The organism is Steroidobacteraceae bacterium (assembly GCA_041395505.1).
Lineage (GTDB): Bacteria > Pseudomonadota > Gammaproteobacteria > Steroidobacterales > Steroidobacteraceae > JAWLAG01.
Map to the genome: position 1 here is coordinate 830,562 of JAWLAG010000002.1, position 19,776 is coordinate 850,337.

Annotated in this window: 15 protein-coding genes; 7 read left to right on the plus strand and 8 right to left on the minus strand. The window is 63.0% G+C overall.

From position 1 onward, the window contains the following. The first annotated feature begins 8 nt into the window (after positions 1-8). The 6 genes from R3E77_16485 (at position 9) to R3E77_16510 (ending at position 6,083) form a co-directional block, all read left to right on the plus strand. Positions 9-1,037: an NAD(P)-dependent alcohol dehydrogenase gene (locus R3E77_16485; protein MEZ5501015.1), complete on the plus strand. Its 1,029-nt coding sequence runs from the start codon at positions 9-11 to the stop codon at positions 1,035-1,037. Positions 1,038-1,100: 63 nt separating this feature from the next. Next, positions 1,101-1,592 carry a MarR family transcriptional regulator gene (locus tag R3E77_16490; GenBank protein ID MEZ5501016.1) on the plus strand — a complete coding sequence of 164 codons (492 nt, stop codon included), beginning with the start codon at positions 1,101-1,103 and terminating at the stop codon, positions 1,590-1,592. A gap of 2 nt (positions 1,593-1,594) precedes the next feature. Continuing rightward, positions 1,595-2,707, plus strand: coding sequence for an LLM class flavin-dependent oxidoreductase (locus R3E77_16495; GenBank protein MEZ5501017.1), 1,113 nt, complete (start codon positions 1,595-1,597; stop codon positions 2,705-2,707). A 5-nt stretch (positions 2,708-2,712) separates the two neighbouring features. After that, positions 2,713-3,297: a gluconate 2-dehydrogenase subunit 3 family protein gene (locus tag R3E77_16500; GenBank protein MEZ5501018.1), complete on the plus strand. Its 585-nt coding sequence runs from the start codon at positions 2,713-2,715 to the stop codon at positions 3,295-3,297. Then, complete coding sequence (locus tag R3E77_16505; GenBank protein ID MEZ5501019.1) at positions 3,285-4,868, plus strand: GMC family oxidoreductase; 1,584 nt, start codon at positions 3,285-3,287, stop codon at positions 4,866-4,868. Before R3E77_16500 ends, R3E77_16505 begins: the two co-directional genes overlap by 13 nt. 3 nt (positions 4,869-4,871) lie before the next feature. Beyond that, the gene (locus R3E77_16510; protein ID MEZ5501020.1) at positions 4,872-6,083 is read left to right on the plus strand and encodes a thiolase family protein; all 1,212 of its coding nucleotides are present in this window, start codon (positions 4,872-4,874) and stop codon (positions 6,081-6,083) included. Here R3E77_16510 and R3E77_16515 read toward each other — a convergent pair. Together R3E77_16515 and R3E77_16520 are read right to left on the minus strand one after the other, a co-directional pair. Beyond that, a complete protein-coding gene (locus R3E77_16515; protein MEZ5501021.1) occupies positions 6,080-7,123 on the minus strand; it encodes an LLM class flavin-dependent oxidoreductase in 1,044 nt (347 codons plus the stop codon). The two genes, R3E77_16510 and R3E77_16515, sit on opposite strands and share 4 nt — an antisense overlap. Positions 7,124-7,167: 44 nt before the next feature. Further along, the gene (locus R3E77_16520; protein ID MEZ5501022.1) at positions 7,168-9,192 is read right to left on the minus strand and encodes a 3-hydroxyacyl-CoA dehydrogenase/enoyl-CoA hydratase family protein; all 2,025 of its coding nucleotides are present in this window, start codon (positions 9,190-9,192) and stop codon (positions 7,168-7,170) included. Positions 9,193-9,325: 133 nt separating this feature from the next. On the opposite strand from R3E77_16520, the gene R3E77_16525 reads away from it, so the two are divergent. Further along, complete coding sequence (locus R3E77_16525) at positions 9,326-11,773, plus strand: TonB-dependent receptor (protein MEZ5501023.1); 2,448 nt, start codon at positions 9,326-9,328, stop codon at positions 11,771-11,773. A 45-nt stretch (positions 11,774-11,818) separates the two neighbouring features. Here R3E77_16525 and R3E77_16530 read toward each other — a convergent pair whose 3' ends face one another. Genes R3E77_16530 through R3E77_16555 form a run of 6 tightly spaced genes read right to left on the minus strand, consistent with a single transcriptional unit; the run spans position 11,819 to position 19,670 of the window. Next, entirely contained in the window at positions 11,819-13,336 is a 1,518-nt protein-coding gene (locus tag R3E77_16530) for a long-chain fatty acid--CoA ligase (GenBank protein ID MEZ5501024.1), read from the minus strand. Then, entirely contained in the window at positions 13,333-15,087 is a 1,755-nt protein-coding gene (locus R3E77_16535; GenBank protein MEZ5501025.1) for an acyl-CoA dehydrogenase, read from the minus strand. The genes R3E77_16530 and R3E77_16535 overlap by 4 nt, the downstream gene beginning before the upstream one ends. Further along, entirely contained in the window at positions 15,084-16,043 is a 960-nt protein-coding gene (meaB, locus tag R3E77_16540; protein ID MEZ5501026.1) for a methylmalonyl Co-A mutase-associated GTPase MeaB, read from the minus strand. The genes R3E77_16535 and meaB overlap by 4 nt, the downstream gene beginning before the upstream one ends. A 2-nt stretch (positions 16,044-16,045) precedes the next feature. Further along, positions 16,046-17,587 carry a long-chain fatty acid--CoA ligase gene (locus R3E77_16545; GenBank protein MEZ5501027.1) on the minus strand — a complete coding sequence of 514 codons (1,542 nt, stop codon included), beginning with the start codon at positions 17,585-17,587 and terminating at the stop codon, positions 16,046-16,048. A gap of 21 nt (positions 17,588-17,608) precedes the next feature. Then, positions 17,609-18,013 carry a cobalamin-dependent protein gene (locus tag R3E77_16550; GenBank protein ID MEZ5501028.1) on the minus strand — a complete coding sequence of 135 codons (405 nt, stop codon included), beginning with the start codon at positions 18,011-18,013 and terminating at the stop codon, positions 17,609-17,611. A gap of 4 nt (positions 18,014-18,017) precedes the next feature. Next, a complete protein-coding gene (locus R3E77_16555; GenBank protein ID MEZ5501029.1) occupies positions 18,018-19,670 on the minus strand; it encodes an acyl-CoA mutase large subunit family protein in 1,653 nt (550 codons plus the stop codon). Positions 19,671-19,776 lie beyond the last annotated feature (106 nt).

Sequence of the window (19,776 nt, forward strand, 5' to 3'; positions counted from 1 at the left end):
ACCGCGACATGAAACTCCCCGCCAAACAACAACGATACGAACTACGCAAGCGTGGCGCGAACCTCGAAGCGACGCTGGTGGAAGCGCCGGTCGAACAGCCGCGCAATGACGAGGTCCTGGTTCGGGTTCGTGCCGCTTCGATCAACCGACGCGACCTCATGATCGCGGCCGGCATCTATCCGACATCGCGACCTGAGGGGGTCGTGCCGTTTTCCGACGGTGCCGGTGAAGTCGTTGCGACAGGCCCGCGTGTCCGGCAGCTCAAGGCGGGTGATCATGTTGCCGCGTGCTTTTTTCGTGACTGGCAGGATGGACGCATGCCGGCCGCCAGCATGGCCACGGCGCTCGGCGCCGGCGTCGATGGCATGCTCGCCGAATTCGTCACCTTGCCCGAGCATGCGCTGGTCGGGTTGCCGAAATATCTCTCGCTCGAGGAAGCAGCGACATTGCCCTGCGCCGCGGTGACCGCCTGGAGCGCGCTGTTCGCGCGCTTGGCCATGCGCGAGGGCGATTGGGTGCTGCTGCAGGGTACCGGTGGTGTCGCAATATTCGGCTTGCAGTTGGCGAAAGCCGCTGGAGCGCGTTGCGCCATCATCAGTTCAAGCGACGAGAAGCTCGCACGCGCGCAATCTCTCGGCGCGGACCTCACCATCAACTACCGCTCGACCGCTGACTGGGACAAGGCTCTCCTCGAGCGTACTCAAGGACACGGCGCCGATTGCATCTTCGAGCTGGGCGGGAAGGCAACCATTGGGCGCTCGATGAATGCGTTGGCGAGTGGCGGACAGATCGCAATTATCGGTGGCCTGAGTGAATTTGGCGGCGAAGTCCCGACCCTCGCGCTGATCGGCAAGAGCGCTACCGTCACCGGCATCACCGTAGGATCCAGGGCGGATTTTCTGCGTCTGCTCGAATTCATGACACGCCACTCCATCCGGCCCATCATCGATCGACGCATCCCCTTCGCACAGGCGGCTCAAAGCTACGGCGCAATGGCCGAGGACCGTCATTTCGGCAAGATCGTCGTTACAGTTTGATCGTCGCAGGTCGAATCATCGCCGACATTTGCCGGGCATTTGTTTTAACGTTAAAGTAGTTTCATGGCATCCAACCTTGCCCTGGATCTGCGCGAGAAACTGCACGGCGCGCCTCATAGCAAGCGATCACTGCGGTTGTGGCTACGACTGCTCAGCTGCGCCATCGTGATCGAAAAACGCATCCGCAACAAACTACGCGACGAATTCGACACCACCTTGCCGCGCTTCGACGTCCTCGCCGCGCTCGAGCGCAATGACAAGGGCTTGACGATGAGCCAGTTGTCGCGACAGATCCTCGTATCGAACGGCAACGTGACGGGTGTCGTCGCGCGTCTCATCGATGACTGCATGGTCGAACGTATCGAGGACACGAGCGATCGCCGTGTCGTCAAGGTGACGATGACACGCAAGGGCAGGGACTCATTCTCGCGCATGGCAAGAGTACACGAACGATGGATCGACCAGATATTCGGCGATCTTGGCGACGATGAGATCAACGCGCTTTTGGACGATCTGGCGAGATTACGCAAATCCGTAGACAACAACCCGGTGTAATCATGGGACGCAAGCAATCACCCATCCTCAACGACAACAAGCTCAAGCTCGGATTCTTCTCACCGAACTGCTCAGGCGGCATGTCGGTCACGAAGGTCAAGGAGCGTTGGGTCAATTCCTGGGACAACAACATCGCGCTGGCAAAACTGGCGGACGATGCTGGCATCGAGTTTCTGTTGCCCATCGCTCGCTGGATTGGCTACGGCGGCGAGACCGACTTTCATGGCAGCGTACTCGAGACCTTGACCTGGGCCACGGGCTTGCTGGCAAATACCAGGCGCATCAATGTGTTCGCAACGGTGCACACCGCCTTCATCCATCCAGTCGTGGCCGCCAAGCAGCTGGCGACCGCCGATCAGCTCGGCCATGGTCGCCTCGGCCTGAATGTCGTCGCTGGCTGGAACAAGCCCGAATACGATGCCTTTGGCATTGACTTGCCACAAGCTCATGCCGATCGCTATGCATTGGCGCAGGAGTGGTTCGACGTCATTACCCGCATCTGGAATCACGACGGACCCTTCGACTGGAACGGCAGGTTTTACAAGCTGAAGGGCATTTATGGATTTCCCCGCCCCTACGACGGTGTCCCGCCGATCATGAATGCCGCAGGTTCGGGCGAAGGGCGGCAATTCGCCGCGCGGAACGCCGACTTCCTGTTCAAGATCGCGATCGACGTCGCCGCGGAGAAGAGCGAAGTCGACGAAATCAAAGCCAACGCAAGAAAACTCGGCCGCGATACCGGCGTATTCACCCTCTGCCACGTCGTCTGCCGTCCGACGAAGAAAGAAGCCGAGGAGTACTACCGCTACTACGCTGATGAACAGGCCGACTGGGGCGCTGTCGATAACCTCATGCGTTTGCAGGGACTGCATGCACAGTCCTTCCCGCCCGAGGCTCTGCGAACCATGCGCAGCCGCTTCGCTGCCGGCCACGGTACCTATCCCCTGGTTGGTGATCCCGACAGCATCGCGGCCGAAATGGAGAAAATTCCTGCGGCGGGCTTCGCCGGCTGCACGCTCAGCTTCGTCGACTACGTCAAGGAGTTTCCGTATTTTCGCGACGAGGTACTGCCGCGACTCGAACGCAAGGGTCTGCGCCGACCGTTCAAGGCCTAGTTGCAATGGCAGCAGACCTGCCCTTTGATCCCGCGCGCCGACGCCTGCTCGGCGCCGCAGGCGCGCTCGCTACGACGTATCTGATCGGTGGCTGCGAAGTAAAGACCACGCCGGAGGACGCGCGCGCCAGGGGGGCAACGCTTGCCGTACTGACCGCCGCCGAAGCAGCAACCCTGGATGCGCTGGCCGATTTCTTCGTACCGGGTGCCCGGGACTTGGGCCTTGCCCAGTTCATCGATGCAGAACTCGCCGCACCACCGGAGCGGCAGGTCCTGATGATCAAATATCTCGGTGTCGCGCCGCCATTTCTTGATTTCTACCGCGGTGGCCTCGCGGGTCTCGACGCGGCAGCACGAGCAGATGGCAACAAACAATTCGCCGCCCTCGACGACAGTGCGCGCACGCGGATCCTCACGAGCGCGGCTAGCGGTGCGAACCTGCCCGGTTGGGAGGGCCCGCCGGCGCCTTTTTTCAGTTTCGTACTGCGCAATGACGCCATCGATGTCGTCTATGGCCATCCGCAGGGGTTCGAAAAACTCGGCGTTCCGTACATGCCGCACATCCTGCCGCCCACACCATGGCCAAGCTGATCAACGAAAAGGTCGACGCGGTCATCGTCGGTTCCGGAGCCGCTGGCAGTGTCATGGCCGCACGCCTTGCAACGGGCGGCAAACAGGTCATCGTGCTCGAAGCGGGGCCCGAGCGACGTAATGCGGACCTCGTCAGTTCGACCTTGTGGGCCCGCCGCCTCAAGTGGCACGGGGACCCAGTGACCGAAAGCGGCGATCACCCCGTCGCCTATGTGCTCAATTCCGGCTATGGCACGGGCGGCGCGGCCCTGCATCACTATGCAGTCTGGCCGCGCCTGCATCCGGACGACTTCCGCTTGCGCAGCCGGTTCGATGCCGGCAACGACTGGCCGATCACCTACGATGATCTGCGCCCGCACTACGATGCGGTGCAGGCCGAGGCGGGAATTTCCGGTGATGCGAAGCTCGAAAAATGGCGGCCACCGGGCGATCCCTACCCGTTGCCGCCGGTCCCGGTCCATGCCCAGGGCGAAATGATTGCCCGTGGGTTCAGTCAACTTGGCATGGCGACGGCGCCGCTGCCGCTCGCGGTCACCTCAAAGCCTTATCGCAATCGTCCGGCCTGCATCTGGGATGGTTGGTGCGACGCAGGGTGTCCGATCGGCGCACTGGCGAATCCGTTGACCGTCTACCTGCCGATTGCGCTCGCCCAGGGGGCGCAACTGCGCCACAACGCGACGGTTACGCGGATACTGACCGATCCCAAGGGCAAGCGTGCGATCGGCGTGGAATACGTCGATGCCGCGGGCGAGCGCCACGAGCAGCTGGCGGACCTGGTGGTCGTCGCGGCATTTGCGGTGCAAACGCCGCGGCTGTTGCTCGCGTCGACTTCCGATTCGCACCCGCAAGGACTCGGCAATGCCCGCGACCTCGTCGGGCGCGGCATCATGACGCATGCGGCAGGCCTCGTGTATGGCCTGTTCGACGAGGACAGCAAGTGCTACATGGGCGCCTTTGGCGGCCAATTGCTCAACCAGGACGGCTACGACAAGAAGCGGCACGCTGACAAGGCTGCGCTCGGCAGTTATCAGTGGATGATTGCCCAGGCCGTGAAGCCGAATGATCTCCTCGGCATCAGCACGACGCGACCGGACCTCACGGGCAGGGCGCTCGATGAGTTCATGCACAAGGCGGCACGCGGATTCGCCAGCATGACCGCGGTCATCGAGGATATTGCACAGCCTGGCAACCGCGTCAGCCTCGGCGATGCGCGCGACTCCCGTGGCGTGCCCCTGGCGCGCGTGCACCATGATGCGGACCCGCGCAGCCGCAAGCTGTGGGAGGCGGTGCTCGATGAGGGCAAACGCGTTTTCGAAGCCGCCGGCGCGCGCGAAGTCTGGACCGGCCCTCACGGCGGCATGCACATCATGGGCGGCACGCCCATGGGACATTCGCCGGAGATGTCTGTCACCAACGTTTACGGACAACTGCATGATATGCCGAATGTCGTGATCGCCGGCCCGGGTCTTTTTCCATCGAGCGGCGGTGTCAATCCCACCTTCACCGTCCATGCTCTGGCATCACGCTCCGCGGCGCATATCCTTGCCAACTGGCGCGATGCCATCGCCTGAGCGATGACGGCACTTCCACAAATTCCCTACGGCGCCTACTGGTCCACGCCCTTCGCTCGCTGGCAGGGTAGCTTCGCGCACCTGCATAGCCTGCGGTTTGCGGCACACACGCTCGCCATCGAACTCGCCGCGCGACAGATCGACCCAAAAGCCATCGACTTCGCGACGCTCGGGATGACGAGACCAGAAAAGAACGCGTTCTATGGCGTGCCCTGGCTCATGGGTCTTGCCGGAGCACCGGGCGTAGGTGGCCCCACCGTCGCGCAGGCCTGCGCGAGCAGCGTTCGCGCACTGCGTACGGTCTGCCAGGAGATTGCGGATGGTTCGGCGCACTGCGCACTGGCCATCGCCTGCGATCGCACGTCGAACGGTCCACACATCTATTACCCGGACCCTCACGCGCCTGGTGGAACGGGCCAGTCCGAAGACTTCATCATGGAGAACATGGCCCGCGATCCACTCGGCGATCATTCCATGGCGCAGACCGCCGAGAATTGCGCGCGCAAGTTCGATATCAGCACAGCGATGCAGCACGAAGTCGTGCTGCGGCGCGAAGCGCAGTACCGCGACGCCCTGGCGGACGACCACGCCTTCCAGAAGCGGTACATGCGGCTGCCTTTCCCGATTCCCGATGCGCGCCTTCGCAAGACCATGGCACAAGCGGATGGTGATTCCGGCGTGCGGTTTTCGACCGCCGAAGGACTGGCAGCACTGAAGCCGGTCATCGAAGGCGGCACGGTGACTTTTGGCGGCCAGACGCATCCGGCCGACGGCAACGCCGCCATTGTCGTGACGAGCGCCGATCGGGCCGCACAACTTGCGAGCGACAAGGCCATCAAGATCGAGGTCCTTGGCTTCGGGCAGGCCCGGGCCGCGCTCGCGTTCATGCCGCTCGCCCCGGTGCCGGCGGCTCGGCAGGCGCTCGATGCCGCAGGTATCGCCGCGAAGGATCTCGCCGCAGTCAAGACGCACAATCCGTTCGCAGTCAACGATCTTGTGCTCGCGCGCGAGCTCGGCCTCGATGTCATGCACATGAACAATTACGGCTGCTCGCTGGTGTACGGCCATCCGAACGCGCCCACCGGTTTGCGCGGCTGCATCGAACTCATCGAGGAGCTGGTGATACGCGGTGGCGGCTGCGGACTGTTCGCCGGCTGCGCTGCGGGCGACACCGCCATGGCAGTCGTGCTACGTGTCGGCGACCGTTCGGTCTAAACCTTCGGAATCACTTCGCTCGCGAAACGCTTCAGGATCGTATGCGATCCCGCCTCGTCCTGCGAAGTGATGAAGATCGAGATCTCGGTGATACCGGCTTCATCCAGCTCGCGCGCCTTGGCAATGCAGTCATCCGGCGTACCCGCGATACAGCACTTCATGGCCACTTCGTCCGTGATGAGTTCGCGATGTTTCGCCTCGAGGTTGAGGTGCTCGTAGAACTTGTACGATTCCGTGACCGCCTTGACGACTTCCGCGTGCTCCACGCCGAGCGTGTCCGGCAGATAGGGTTTGCGCGCAATATTGCGGGCGGCCGTAGGCCGCACCTTGTCGAGCGCCTTGCGACGATCATCATCGATGGCCGCGTCGATGGCGGCAATGAAACGAAACCCCTTGAGACTCCTGCCCGCTTTGCGCGCGCCTTCCGTTGCCGCCCGCACTGTCGCCCGCGCGCCTTCGGCGTTTCCGCCCATGTGGCCGTCGACGATGACACCATCGCAGAATTCACCCGCAGCCTCGGCTGAGTTCAGCCCCATGACGGCAAGCTGCAGCGGCAGTTTGCCCCATCGCTCGGCACCGAAGAGCCTCACGCGATCGACGCGACCCCAGGTCTTCTTGCCCGCTTCCTCCGCAGGCCGCAGCGCCGGTACTTCCTTGCCATCGAGCAGTGCCCGAATGAACTCCATGCGTTCGCGAATCTGCGGCAACCGCGCTGGCGAAAGTCCGGCCGTGCGCACGGCCGAATCGCCCGCACCGACACCGAGGACGGCACGGCCCTTGCTGAGCATGTTGAGTGTCATGATCGCATTGGCTGTGACCGCGGGGTGACGCGTAACGGTATTGGTCACGCCCGTGCCGAGGCGGACACGGCTGGTGCCCAGTGCGCAGGCCGCAAGCGTGATCCAGACGTCGTTCCAGATCATTTGTGAGTCGCCGACATAGACGGTTTCGAACCCGCATTGTTCAGCCGTCTGCGCCAGTCGAACCACGGGCTCCACATCGACGGCCGAAAACGGCCAGATCATGCAGCTGAATTTCATGGCAACTCCCTCATGTTCGGATCGATTGCATACGCGAAGCTCGATCAACCCGTCGCGCTGAAATCGGGTTTACGCCGCTCGCCGAAAGCCTTGATACCTTCGCGCGCTGCTTCGGTGCAGGCGCTTTCACCGAAAGCACGGTAGCCGATTTCGAGCGCGGCATCGAGATCGGTCTCGTCGGCCGCAGCCACCACCGCTGCCGCGATGATCTCCTGCACCTTGGCGCTGAGACGCTCGCCGCCTGGCCCGGCCTGACCGGTTTCGGGTCGGCCGATCCCTGCGCCGGGTGCGGCAGGAACCGGCCGGGCGCGCCCGGGATTGCGCGCAAGCTCCACGGCCCTGGCGAGCAATTCCCCGTGCGTGCTGACGCAGCGGTCGAGAATTCCCGCTGCCAATGCCTCGCGGGCAGTAACTCTCTCGCCTGCTGCCAACATGCGGTGGAATGTCGAGGCAGCCCGGGGCCAGCGCCGGTAGGGCACCACGAGCGCGCCGATACCCGGTGCGATGCCGAGCGTCACCTCCGGAAACTGCAACACCGCCTCATCGATCGCGACCAGCGCATGGCAGCGCATTGCAAGTTCGAGGCCGCCGCCGAGCGCCATGCCATTGATGGCAGCCACGACGGGCTTTTGCATGCGATCGAGATGCAACAGCACCGGCGAGCAATCCCTCGCATATTGCGCGGCAGCCTGCGCATCGCCGAGCATCGAGGGGAACCGATCGATATCGGCACCGGCGCAGAATGCGCGGGTGCCATAGCCGGTGAGCACGAAGCCGCGCACGGTCGGATCGTTTTCGAATGCCCGGATGGCACCGAGGATTTCGGCGTTAAGCTCATCGTGTAGCGCGTTCAACGCCTCGGGACGTCGCAGGGTGATAACCACCACCTCATCGCAGCGATCCACCAGTACGAAGCGTTGAAAATCCAGATAGGCAGCAAGCGGCCGCTGCAGTCCCGGCATGCCCGGACGCTCTTTGTGCAATCGCGCCACGATCCGTTTCACCTCCGTCTCGCCGGCGCTCCTCATCAGCGCGAGCGGACCTTGCCTGAGGCCGAAAGCGAGGCGGGCGCCGAGCTCGAGATCCTGCGCTTCGCCGATGCGGCGATCGAGTATGTCGGCGGTTTGCGAAAACAGGATGCCAAGCAGGCGCTCGCGAATGGCCGCACGACGAGGCTCGGGTATTTCGGCCTTCTGGCCAGGTTCCAGGGTCTGCCAGCGCCGTACCGACGAGAAGATCGCCGCGGGCCGGTAATGCTCGCCCTCTTCATCCGCCTGCAGACTGTTGGTCTCGACGATGATCGGATTGCCGTTCGCCATGTTGAGCACATAGAACGGACCGGCGTGCACGAATTCGCGCGCAACGGCATCGATTTCGGCGGCCGTGCCATTCGCAAGCAGCAGGCCCGACTCGTTGCACCAATTGTCGAAAATCCGATCGAGCATGAAACAAACGACATCGGCCGTGGTCAACGGCACCTTGCCAGTGGCGGCGAACAATCGGCGCAACCAGGCGAGATTCCGCGCGGTGATGCCAGGCCAGGCGACGATTTCGACAATCGGGTTCTGAAACGCCGGCGCAAAGAAATGCGTGACGGTCGCGCGCCCTTGTATGTCGAGCTCGGCAAAAAGCCGGGCCGCCGGCAGGGAGCTCGTATTCGAAGTGATGAGGCAGTCCTTGCCGGCATGCTGTTCGATGTTCGCGAAAATCTGCCGCTTGAGTGGCAGATTCTCGGTCGCCGCCTCGATCACCCAGTCGCAACCCGTGAGCGCGGCGTAGTCGCAGGACGTCGTCAACCGGGGCATCAATCCGGCGGCACGATCGGCGGTCAATTTGCCGCGTTGACGACCTTTTTCAGCATAGGCTGCGAGCCTCGTCCTGGCCTGCTCGAGGGCAGGCTCACGAATATCGATCAGCACCAGTTCGGCGGCTGCAAATTCGCTCAGCAGGTAGTACGCAATATCCGGGCCGATCGTTCCCGCGCCGATGACGCCGAGGCGCCGTGGTGGCCCTCGATCCGGTTGTTCGAGCAACGGGTTCTGTTGGTGCCCCGCAACACTTGGAATCATGTTCTTTCAACCGCCTTCAATGGAGTTGTGCCCGCCGTGGCACGCGTGTATTTTATATTTAAAGCATTGCCAGGAACCGATCCTAAATCGGTTTCCACGGTCGGCTCAACTGAATAACCACAGGGGGATCTACATGGCCAATTCGTCGGATTCTCGGCTGGCGCACTTGCATCGGGCAGTCGCGGCCACCGTTGCCGCGGCGACTTTGGGTAGTGGCGCCGTTACGGTCGTGGCACAGGAGACATCTTCGTCTTCCAGCGTGCTGCAGGAAGTCGTCGTTACCGCCAACAAGCGCGAACAGTCGGTCCAGGATGTCGGCATTGCGATCCAGGCCTTCACCGGCGATCAACTCGAAGCGCTTGGCGTCGAGAAAAGCTATGACGTTGCCGCGCTGACCCCCGGCGTGCACATCGGCGGCAGCCTTGCCGGCCAGAACAGCCAGTTCACCATCCGCGGCGTCACCCAGAACGACTTCAACGACGTGGTCGAAGCGCCGGTCGCCGTCTATCTCGACGAGGGCTACCTGGCGCTTGCCAACGCCCAGACCTTCGCGGTTTTTGACATCGATCGCGTTGAGGTACTGAAAGGGCCGCAGGGAACGCTCTTCGGCCGCAATGCGACGGGCGGTCTCGTGCACTACATCAGCCGCAAGCCGAGCTTCGACAAGGTCGAGGGCTACGTCAACCTGAACTGGGGCATGTTCGACAGCCCCGATGATCCAACCCAGTACAGTGTTGAAGCCGCCATCGGCGGACCGTTCAGCGAACGCTTTGCCGCACGCGCGGCGTTCAAGTACAACAAGCAGGATCCCTATCTCATCAACGAGTACCCGGTGGGTGCCGTTGGCGGCGCCCCGGGACCGGATGCCGGCGCGGACCTCGGCGATGACGATACGATCGCGGGTCGTATTACCTTCGAATTCCGCCCGAACGACGCCAGCAGCATCGCACTTGCGTTCAACACGGCGCGATCCAAGGTCGCAACCGGACCGTATCAACAGAAACCGACCATCGGCGTGTTCGACGCGGGAGGCGAGCTGGTCGATGTCATCGATGTTTCGCCCACCGAGACGCGCGCATCCATCGCGTCTGACGGCTCGGATTTCGGCTCGGATGTCGGCAACACGGGTGTGTTTGGCGCGCCGTTCGGCCGACCGGTACCGGGCGGCGACTTCTTCGGTTACATCGACCCGGACGGCGCGGACTTCCGTTTCTCGAGTGACTTCGCGTTCAAGAACCAGGGCAAGGTCGATGTCGACGGCATTGGCCTTCGCATCAACTGGGATGCTTCGGAATCCACCACGCTGACATCGATCACCGATTACAAGGACTACAAGAAACTCCTGTTCATCGATGTCGACGCGGGCCCCGGCAACCAGCTCGCCAACTACGGACGGGTCAAGGCGAACAGCTTCACCCAGGAACTTCGCCTCAACGGCAAACACGGCGACAGCAACTGGGTTGCGGGCCTTTTCTACCTGAACATCGACACCGACTCGGACAACGGCCTCAAGATCCCGCCGGGCAGCATCGTACCCGGCGCCCCCTTCGATGTGGCCGCAGTCGCCAAGCTCAAGACCGATTCGGTTTCACTCTTCGGCCAGTACGAATGGGCATTGTCCGACCGGCTGACGCTGATCACCGGTGGTCGCTTGATTCGTGAAGAGAAGAAATACAATTTCACCCAGGGCCTGTTCTTCACGCCGACCTCGCGAGACGTGCAGGTCGGCACGCCGATCGTCATCGGGCCGACCTTTCCGGGCGGCGTGCCGACGCCATTCGCGGACAGCACCAGCGACACGCTCTGGGCCGGCAAGGTGCAGCTCGAGTTCCGCCCACACAAGGACCTGCTCTGGTACCTCGGCTTCAATCGCGGCGTGAAGGCGGGCAGCTTCAATGCACAGCTGCCGGGCGGCTTGCCGACGCCGGCCTCCGTCATTCCCTATGGCGCGGAGACGCTGACCAGCGTCGAGTCCGGTATCAAGTGGACTTCGCCGAGCGGCCGGACTCATGTCAATGGCAGCATCTATTACTACGACTATAAAGACTATCAGTCCTTCCTGTTCACAGGCGTGAGCGGTGTCGTCATCAACCAGGACGCCGACAACTTCGGCGGCGAACTGGAACTGCAGACGACGCCGGTCGACGGACTCGACCTGGGCATCGGCATTTCGGCCTACGATGCCACCGTCAAGGACGTGCCGTTGCGTGTCGGCGGACCGATCAGCCGGGATGTCAACCCGACCTATGCACCTGAGCTGCAGGCAAGTGGTTTCGCGCGTTACAGCTGGCCTGCGCTCAATGGCACGATGGCGGTGCGCGGCAAATTCCAGTACTCGGACAAGTACTACTACAACCTGCGCAATTTCTCCGCCGACCAGTACCCGAGCTACACCACGCTCGGCGCAGGCATCAACTGGACGAGCGCCAGCGAGGCCTTCGACGTCGGCTTTTCAATCGAAAACATCACCGACGAGCGCGTCGGCATCATGGGCTTCGACCTGGCGACACTCTGCGGTTGCAACGAAGTGTCCTATCGCCCGCCGCGGACCTACGGGCTTTCGCTTCGTATCAACTTCTGATTACGGCATGACCCGGCCGGCCATCCGAAAGGGTGGCCGGCTTTTTCATGCGCGCAGCTGTTTGCGATCGATCTTGCCGACGGGCGTCCTCGGCAGGGCCTGGATGAATTCGTATATGCGCGGCACCTTGTAGGCTGCGAGTCGCTCCCGACACCAGCGGTCGAGCGCCTTTTCGTCGAGCCCTTGGCCTTCACGGACGACGACGAACGCCTTCACGCTGTTGCCACGGTAGTCATCCGGCACACCGATGACCGCCCCTTCGAGCACATCAGGGTGCCCAAACAACACCTCTTCCACTTCGCGCGGATAGACGTTATAGCCGGAGACCAGAATCATGTCCTTCTTGCGATCGCGGATATAGAGGTACCCATCCGCGTCGAGCTCGCCAAGATCACCGGTATAAAGCCAGCCATCGCGCAACGCGGCGGCGGTTTCCTCGGGGCGATTGCGATATCCCCGCATGATCTGCGGTCCACGCACGCGAATTTCACCGATCTCGCCGATACCGAGCACGCGCTCGCCTTCGATGGCATCGACGATCTGCAGTTGCGTCCCCGGCACCGGCAGCCCAACTGACAGCGGTTTGCGTACGCCCTGCGATGGATTGAAACTCAGTACCGGGCCGGACTCGGATAATCCATAGCCCTCGAGCACCGGCGCGCCGGTCAAATCCTCCCACTTCCCGAGTAGCGCCGCAGGCAACGGCGCCGAACCGGAATAGCTCATGCGAATGTGCTCGAAACGCCCGGCGGCGAATCTCGGGTCGGCCATCAAGGCCGTGAAGACCGTCGGGCTGCCCGCGAGAATCGTGAAGCGTTCGCTCTCCTGCGTGGCGAAAACGGCATCGGCCGTGAATCGCGGCAGAATCACCAACGTTGCCGCGCTGTAGACCGCATTGTGCAGACACATCGCAACCGCATACACATGAAAAAGCGGCATCGTGCAGAGGATGCGCTCACCTCCCGTACCCGTCGGAACCAGCGCTTGCCGTTGGCTGATATTGGTTGCAATCGCACCGTGCGTGAGTATCGCCCCCTTGGAGCGGCCGGTCGTGCCGCCGGTGTATTGCAGCGTGGCGATGTCCGCTGCCGCCGGCATGGGCTCGGGCAACGACTCGTCCGCGGCAGCGTGATGCAATCTGCGGCTTCCGACGGCACTGCCAATTGCAAACCGTGCACCGACAGCGAGTCGATCGAGCACGGGATGGAGCGTGGCGCCCAGGCTCTCTGAGAAAACAATTGCCGCGGGATCGGCATCCTCGAGTATCGGTCCGAGCTCATGAATCGTGTAGATCGGGTTGAGCGGCACACAAACTGCGCCGGCCGCGTGGACGGCAAACATCGCGATGCAGATATCGATCGAATTGCCCAGCACCAGTGCAATGCGTTTGCCGGCGAGGTCGAGACGGCGCAACTCGTTCGCAAACCCTGCAACGGCGGCACGATAGGCTTCGTAGCTCAGGCGCTCGCTACCGCAGACGAGTGCTTCGCGTTCTCCATGGGCACGCGCGGTCGCATCGAGCATGTGTACAACGGTCGCGTGAACATGCGGCAGAGCCGTCATTCATTCACCAGGCCGGCGCCAAACTCGTGGTCGGCGAGCGTATCGAGAGCACGATGGCCGGCGGCAATGCGAGCCAAAGCAACCTTGGCTTCCGGCAGGAGGTACTGTCCGTAGAAATCAGCGGCCGCGATCCGGGCACGATCCGCCGCGCTTTCACTACGCGACGCCGCCGCAACCCGAAGCATCATCCACCCGCCACCCAGCAGCGCCATGAGCTCGAGCAATGGCGTCGCTGCCGACTCGATCCGGCGCAATGCTTCGGCGTCCTTGCGTCCACCTGACGCGATGAGACCGGCCACTGCGGCATCGCAGTCATCGAGCGTCGTGGCGAGGCGTGTCGCCAGCGGTTCAACGGCCGGCGTCGCAGCGGCATCGATATCGCGACGGATGCGTGTCACGAAATCATGATAGCGCTCACCGCCATCGCTCATGAGCTTGCGCTGGATCAGATCGAGCGCCTGGATACCGTTCGTGCCTTCGTAGATCGCGCCGACGCGGCCATCGCGTACGTACTGCTCGACGCCCGACTCGTGTACGTAACCGTGGCCGCCAAAAAGTTGCACCGCCAGATTGGTCACGCGCATGCCGGCCTCGGTGCCGCCCGCTTTGCAGATGGGCAGGAGCCACTCCGCACGTCGTCGCGCGCGTTCGGCCTCATCCGCTCCCGGGTGATTATCCGCAATGTCGAGCTGCAGGGCGGCTTCGAGCGTCAGTGCACGAAACGCAGTCGTGCGTGCGCGCATCTCGAGGAGCATGCGCCGCACATCGGCGTGCTTGATGAGCGAAACGGCTGGCCCATCCGGCGCGCCTCCCTGCCGGCGTTCCACGGCATAACGCAGCGCCTTCGCGAGCGCAGCACCGGCCAGGGCGACCGCTTGTACGCCAACCTCCAGGCGCATGGTGTTGACCATCGTAAAGAGCGCATTGAGGCCCCTGCCGCTTTCACCCAGCGGCCAGCCGCTCGCGCCGTCGAAATTCAGCACGCAGGTGGGTGAACCCTTGAGCCCCATCTTGTGCTCGAGACGCACTACCTGCGTGTGGTCTGGATGCGCTGGCACGAGGAACAACGACAGGCCGCGTGTCCCGGCCGGAGCGTCGGGCGTACGTGCGAGCACCATGTGCAGGATACCGTTGGTCAGATCCTGGTCGCCGTTGCTGATGAAGATCTTCGTGCCGTTGAGCAGGTAGCGTCCGTCACCGGCAGGAGTTGCGAGCGTTGCGATGCGACCGACATCGGAGCCGGCCCCGGCCTCGGTGATGACGATCGTTGCACCGACCTCGCCTCGCACCAATGGCTCGAGCCACTTCGCCTTCAGCGCCTCGCTGCCATGCGCCATCAGCAGCCGGGCCGCGGCGCGTTGTGTCACTGGCAGCATGGCGAAGGCGACACAGGCGCCATTGACCATTTCGGCAAACGCGGCTTGCACCGTTCGCGGCAGACCCTGTCCGCCGCAGGCGGGCGGCAGGTCGAGCCCGAGCCAGCCATCGGCCGCAAATTGCCGGTATGCCGCATGGTAGCCCGTTGGCATCCGAACGCGCCCCGCCTCGAGGAACGCGGGTTGGGCATCGCCTGCTGCATTCAGAGGCGCCAGCACCTGCTCGCAAAAGCGCGCGCCTTCGGTCAAGACCGAGTCGACCATGGTGCGATCGAGGTCTGCAAACGCAGGCAGTTCCAATAGCGACTCGCAGCCGAGCACGTCGTTCAGGATGAAGTTGAGTTCCTCGACGGGCGCCGTGTAGCTGTCAGTCACTCGTTATCTCCCGTGATGGTCTCGATCGCGCCGGCAATGTCACGATGCCCGGCGGCAATATCGATCGCCAGGCGGTCCAGTCGCGCGCGCCTCTCGCTCGACCAGAACCGCTCGACGAGCAAGCTATTGGTAGCCGATTCCAACCGTCGACATATGCGCTGCAATCGGCGCTCGGCGAGCAAGCCCGTTTGTTGCTGGTGTGCCTGATGGCGCTCGATCGCATCGCACAGGCGATCCGTTCCGCGATCATCGGTCGCCACCGTAGACAACAGCTGCGGGAGCCACGCCTGCGGTGCAAGATCCTGCCGACGGCCATCGAGCATCGACTGCAAAGTCGCGACCATGGCATCGCTTGCCGGCCGGTCCGCCTTGTTGACGACCAGCAGGTCGGCGATTTCCAGCAGTCCGGCCTTCGCTGCCTGGACTTCATCGCCCGACTCCGGTGTAACGACAACAATCGTGCAATCGGTCGCCCGCGCGATTTCGATTTCGCTCTGGCCGACGCCGACGGTCTCGATGAGAATGTATTGATACCCGGCGGCATCGAAGATGTCGGCCGCATCGGCGCTCGCCGCGGCAAGGCCGCCCAGCGTGCCGCGGTTGGCCATGCTGCGTATGAATACCCGCTCATCGCCTGCGACGGCAGCCATGCGGATGCGATCGCCAAGCAACGCGCCATGGCTGTACGGGCTCGACGGGTCGATGGCGATCACGGCCACCGAGTTGCCAAGCGTGCCAAGGCGCGCCGCGAGACGCATTGTCAGCGTCGACTTGCCGGCGCCCGGCGGACCCGTCAGCCCGATGCGTCGCGCCCTGCCCAGCCCGGCGCTGAGGCCGGGCGCGAGCGCGCGCATGGCGGACCGATCATTCTCCGCGAGTGTGATGGCTCGGGCGATCGCGCGTCGCTCGCCCCTGCGTATGGCCGCCGCAAGCGTGGAGGAATCGGTGTCGACCATGCTCAACCCTGCAGCGCTTTGCGCAGCTCGCGCTTCAGGACCTTGCCGCTCGGATTCTTGGGCAGCTCATCGAGGAAGAACACGCGCTTCGGTTTCTTGAAGGCGGCAAGGCCTTCGCGGCAGTGCGCCACGATCGCCGGCTCGTCGAGGGTCATGTCAGGTTTCATTACGACGGCAGCGCAGACAATCTCTCCCCAGTGATCATCCGGAAGACCGAATACGGCGGCTTCGGCCACCGCCGGGTGTGCAAACAGATGGGCTTCAATTTCCTTGGTGTAGATATTGACGCCGCCGCTGATCACCATGTCCTTTTTGCGATCGACCAGGAACAGGTAACGTTCCTCGTCGAGATAGCCGAGATCGCCGGTATGAAACCATCCGTCTCGAATGGCGGCGGCGGTTTCATCCGGCGCGTCCCAGTAACCTGCGATCACCGACTTCGAACGCACCAGCACCTCGCCGATGGCGCCGGTTTCGCAGTCACGACCTTTGTCATCAACGATGCGGATCTCGGCGCCGACGGCTTCACGACCGGCGGAGGCAAGGCGCTCGAGACGCCGCGGCGCGTCATCGAGCACGTGATCGGCAGCCACCAGGAATGTCGCCTCCAGGGTTTCCGTAAGTCCATAGCCCTGTGTGAACCCGCAGTTCCAACGCAGGATGGCGCGCTTGAGCACCGCCGGCGGCATGGGTCCGCCGCCGTAGAAGACGAGTCGCAGCGAACTCATGTCGGCCCGATCGGCCTGCGGATCGTTCAGGACCGCATTGATCATGGTCGAGATGAGCAAAGACACGGTTGCGCGTTCGCGCTGCAAGGCGCTGAGCCAGGCCTGCGGCGTAAATTGCGGCAGGATGATCTGTGGTGCGCCGATCATCATGTAGGTAACCGCCATGAACACCGCGCCCATGTGATAAAGCGGCGTCGCGACCAGATTCACGTCATCGGCACGCGCGGCGTCGGCAATCAGTTGGTTGTAGCCGTTAGCCACGAGGTTGAGGTGCGAGACCATTGCCCCCTTGGGCAAGCCGGTCGTTCCGCTGGTATAGAAAATGGCGAAGCAATCGGTTTCGGTCGCGGACGATTCGCGGGGCCTGGCATCGCCAGCCGCGATGATCGCCTCGTAGGATCGTGCATCGCGCAACCCCTCTTTCGCAACGTTCCAGACCACAATAGAGTCGCCAAGTGCACCGCGCAGCACATCAACCGTAGCCGCATACTCGACACTCGATATCAACAGCGCCGGCCTGGCATGACGCAACAGGACCAGTGCGTCCGCTGCAGTCAGTCGGTAGTTGACGGGGACGGCGATGCAGCCGCTACGGGCGCAGGCGAAGTAGATTTCAAGATATTCCGGGCAATTGCCGAGCAGCACCGCGACGCGATCGCCTTGCCTGAGTCCCTGAGCGCGCATCGCTCCCGCCAGTCGATCGACACGGGCGTCGAGCTCCGCCCAGGTGGCACTGCGATCACCCATGCGCAGCGCGGGTCGATGCGGAAAACGCAAGGCGTTGCGGCGCGGTATGTCATCCAGCGTCATGGGCATCTGGCTTTTTGCCGCGATCCGTCAGACCGCCAGTGGTTGCCGCAACGCGTTCGCGACGCGCTCGAGGAGATCGGCTGTCAGCGTGCCGGGCGGAATGACCTCCGCGACGCCCATGTCCTTCAACGCAGCTACATCGTCCGCCGGGATGACGCCGCCGCAGAACACCGGCAGCGAAAGCTTCTCGGCGCGCATGGCATCGATCAGTCGCCGCATCTGGGTCATGTGCTGGCCGGACAGGTAGCTGAGTCCGATCCCGTCGACATGCTCCTCGATGGCCGCCTTGACGACTTCCCGCGCATTGTTATGCAGCCCGAGGTAGATGACTTCATAACCGGCTTCCCTGAGCTTCTGTGCGACGGTCACGATGCCGGTATCGTGACAATCGAGCCCGGTCTTCGCGAGCAGCAGTCTTCTCGGTGCGCCCATGGGTTTACTCCTGACGAACAGCGGTTTTCTGTGCGCGGCGCATCGCTTCGTGGATCTCGCCCATGGTCGCCTTGTTGCGAAGCGCATTCATGATCACGGGCACCATATTCTCGCGGCGCTGCCATGCCGACTCGAGTTGCGCGAGCGCCTCGCCCCAGCGCGTCGCATCGCGTTGTATGCGATAGCGCCGAAGATATTCGCCGCGCCTTGCGCCCCATTCGTCGGCGCGGATCTTGTGCACCTCAACCGGCCTTTCCTCCTGTGCCGGAATCGTGAAGCGATTGACGGCGACCAGCGGCCGCCTGCCGCTGTCGATCGATTCCTGGTTGCGATATCGCGCCTGATTGATCTGCCCCTCGAGCCAGCCCTCGCGCACGGCGGCACTCATGCCGCCGAGGTCACGCACCGTCTGCAGTTTGGCGAGAATCGCCTCTTCGATCCGATTGGTGAGCGCCTCGACGTAATAGGATCCCGCGAGTGGATCGATCGTCTTGGTGACACCGGTCTCATAGGCCAGCACCTGCTGTGTCCTGAGCGCAATGCGCGATGACTCCTCAGTCGGCAGGCCATGACCCTCGTCGTAGGAGCACAGGTGCACCGATTGTGCACCACCAAGTACCGCGGCCATCGCTTCGTAGGCCGCCCGTACGATATTGACCTCGGGCTGTTGCGTCGTCAGCGTATTGCCCGCCGTTTGCACCGAGAACCGCAGCCGCCAGCACTCCGGATTCGTGGCGCCGAATTCTTCGCGCATGGTGCGTGCGTAAATGCGCCGCATGGCGCGAAACTTGGCGGCTTCCTCGAAGAAGTCGATCGATGCCGAGAGAAAGAACGACGCGCGACGAGCGAACACGTTGACATCGAGGCCTCGCTCGCGCGCCATGCGATAAACATCGAAGGCATGTCCCAGCGTGAACGCGCCGTCCTCGATTGCGTTGACGCCGGTCTCGCGGAGGTTGTAGCCGTTGGTCACCATCCAGTTGAGGCGCGGCATGCGTGTCGAGATGAATTCGATGTTGTCGATGCACAGTCGCAGCGTACCCTCGAGTGGAAAGAACTGCGTGATGGTCTGCAGAGGTCCGCCGCTCATCTGGAAGAACGGATCGTTCTGCTGGGTGCCGATAACGCTCTCGAGGGGTACGTTCTTGTCTTCTGCGACACAGGCCAGCATGGCGAGCGTGACGCTCGAGACCGGCGGCCGGATCGACAATGCATACGAGACCTTGTCCGGTCCGAAGCCGTCGTAGAGCGCCGCCATGTCCTCGAGCGTGCTGATCGCAACGCCGGTCACCCCGACTTCACCGTCGGCGATCTCGTCGTCTGAATCGAACCCGTAGGAAGTGGGCAGGTCGATGGTAATGACGAAGCCGTTGGCACCATTCTCGTGCAGGTAGCGTATGCGCTGGTTGGTCTCCTGCGGCGAGCCGAAGCCGACCTGGAAGCGGCGTGTCCAGATGCGGCTGCGGTACATGCCGGGATAGGGGCCACGTACGAACGGGTATTCGCCGGGCTGACCGAGATCCCGTTCGGGGTCGAGGGCTTCGAGATGCCCAGGACCGTACAGTGCCTCGATCTCGATGCCGGAATTGGTCTCGAACAGCTGCTCTTCGGCATCACGGGCGACGCCGACGGACGCGGCCGGCGCTGGCTTGGGCATGGTGTAACTCCGGTGCCTGCAAAATTGTTATAAGCTTAAAGTATGCTACCGGGGTGGCCGCAATGCCACCGCAACCTGACGCCGCATTTTCAGGAAAGGACAGCTG

Excerpts from the sequence above, each read along its gene's own strand:
- R3E77_16485 (MEZ5501015.1), top strand. The coding sequence starts at position 9 with ATGAAACTCCCCGCCAAACAACAACGATACGAACTACGCAAGCGTGGC.
- R3E77_16490 (MEZ5501016.1), top strand. The coding sequence starts at position 1,101 with ATGGCATCCAACCTTGCCCTGGATCTGCGCGAGAAACTGCACGGCGCG.
- R3E77_16495 (MEZ5501017.1), top strand. The coding sequence starts at position 1,595 with ATGGGACGCAAGCAATCACCCATCCTCAACGACAACAAGCTCAAGCTC.
- R3E77_16500 (MEZ5501018.1), top strand. The coding sequence starts at position 2,713 with ATGGCAGCAGACCTGCCCTTTGATCCCGCGCGCCGACGCCTGCTCGGC.
- R3E77_16505 (MEZ5501019.1), top strand. The coding sequence starts at position 3,285 with ATGGCCAAGCTGATCAACGAAAAGGTCGACGCGGTCATCGTCGGTTCC.
- R3E77_16510 (MEZ5501020.1), top strand. The coding sequence starts at position 4,872 with ATGACGGCACTTCCACAAATTCCCTACGGCGCCTACTGGTCCACGCCC.
- R3E77_16515 (MEZ5501021.1), bottom strand. The coding sequence starts at position 7,123 with ATGAAATTCAGCTGCATGATCTGGCCGTTTTCGGCCGTCGATGTGGAG.
- R3E77_16520 (MEZ5501022.1), bottom strand. The coding sequence starts at position 9,192 with ATGATTCCAAGTGTTGCGGGGCACCAACAGAACCCGTTGCTCGAACAA.
- R3E77_16525 (MEZ5501023.1), top strand. The coding sequence starts at position 9,326 with ATGGCCAATTCGTCGGATTCTCGGCTGGCGCACTTGCATCGGGCAGTC.
- R3E77_16530 (MEZ5501024.1), bottom strand. The coding sequence starts at position 13,336 with ATGACGGCTCTGCCGCATGTTCACGCGACCGTTGTACACATGCTCGAT.
- meaB (MEZ5501026.1), bottom strand. The coding sequence starts at position 16,043 with ATGGTCGACACCGATTCCTCCACGCTTGCGGCGGCCATACGCAGGGGC.
- R3E77_16545 (MEZ5501027.1), bottom strand. The coding sequence starts at position 17,587 with ATGCCCATGACGCTGGATGACATACCGCGCCGCAACGCCTTGCGTTTT.
- R3E77_16550 (MEZ5501028.1), bottom strand. The coding sequence starts at position 18,013 with ATGGGCGCACCGAGAAGACTGCTGCTCGCGAAGACCGGGCTCGATTGT.
- R3E77_16555 (MEZ5501029.1), bottom strand. The coding sequence starts at position 19,670 with ATGCCCAAGCCAGCGCCGGCCGCGTCCGTCGGCGTCGCCCGTGATGCC.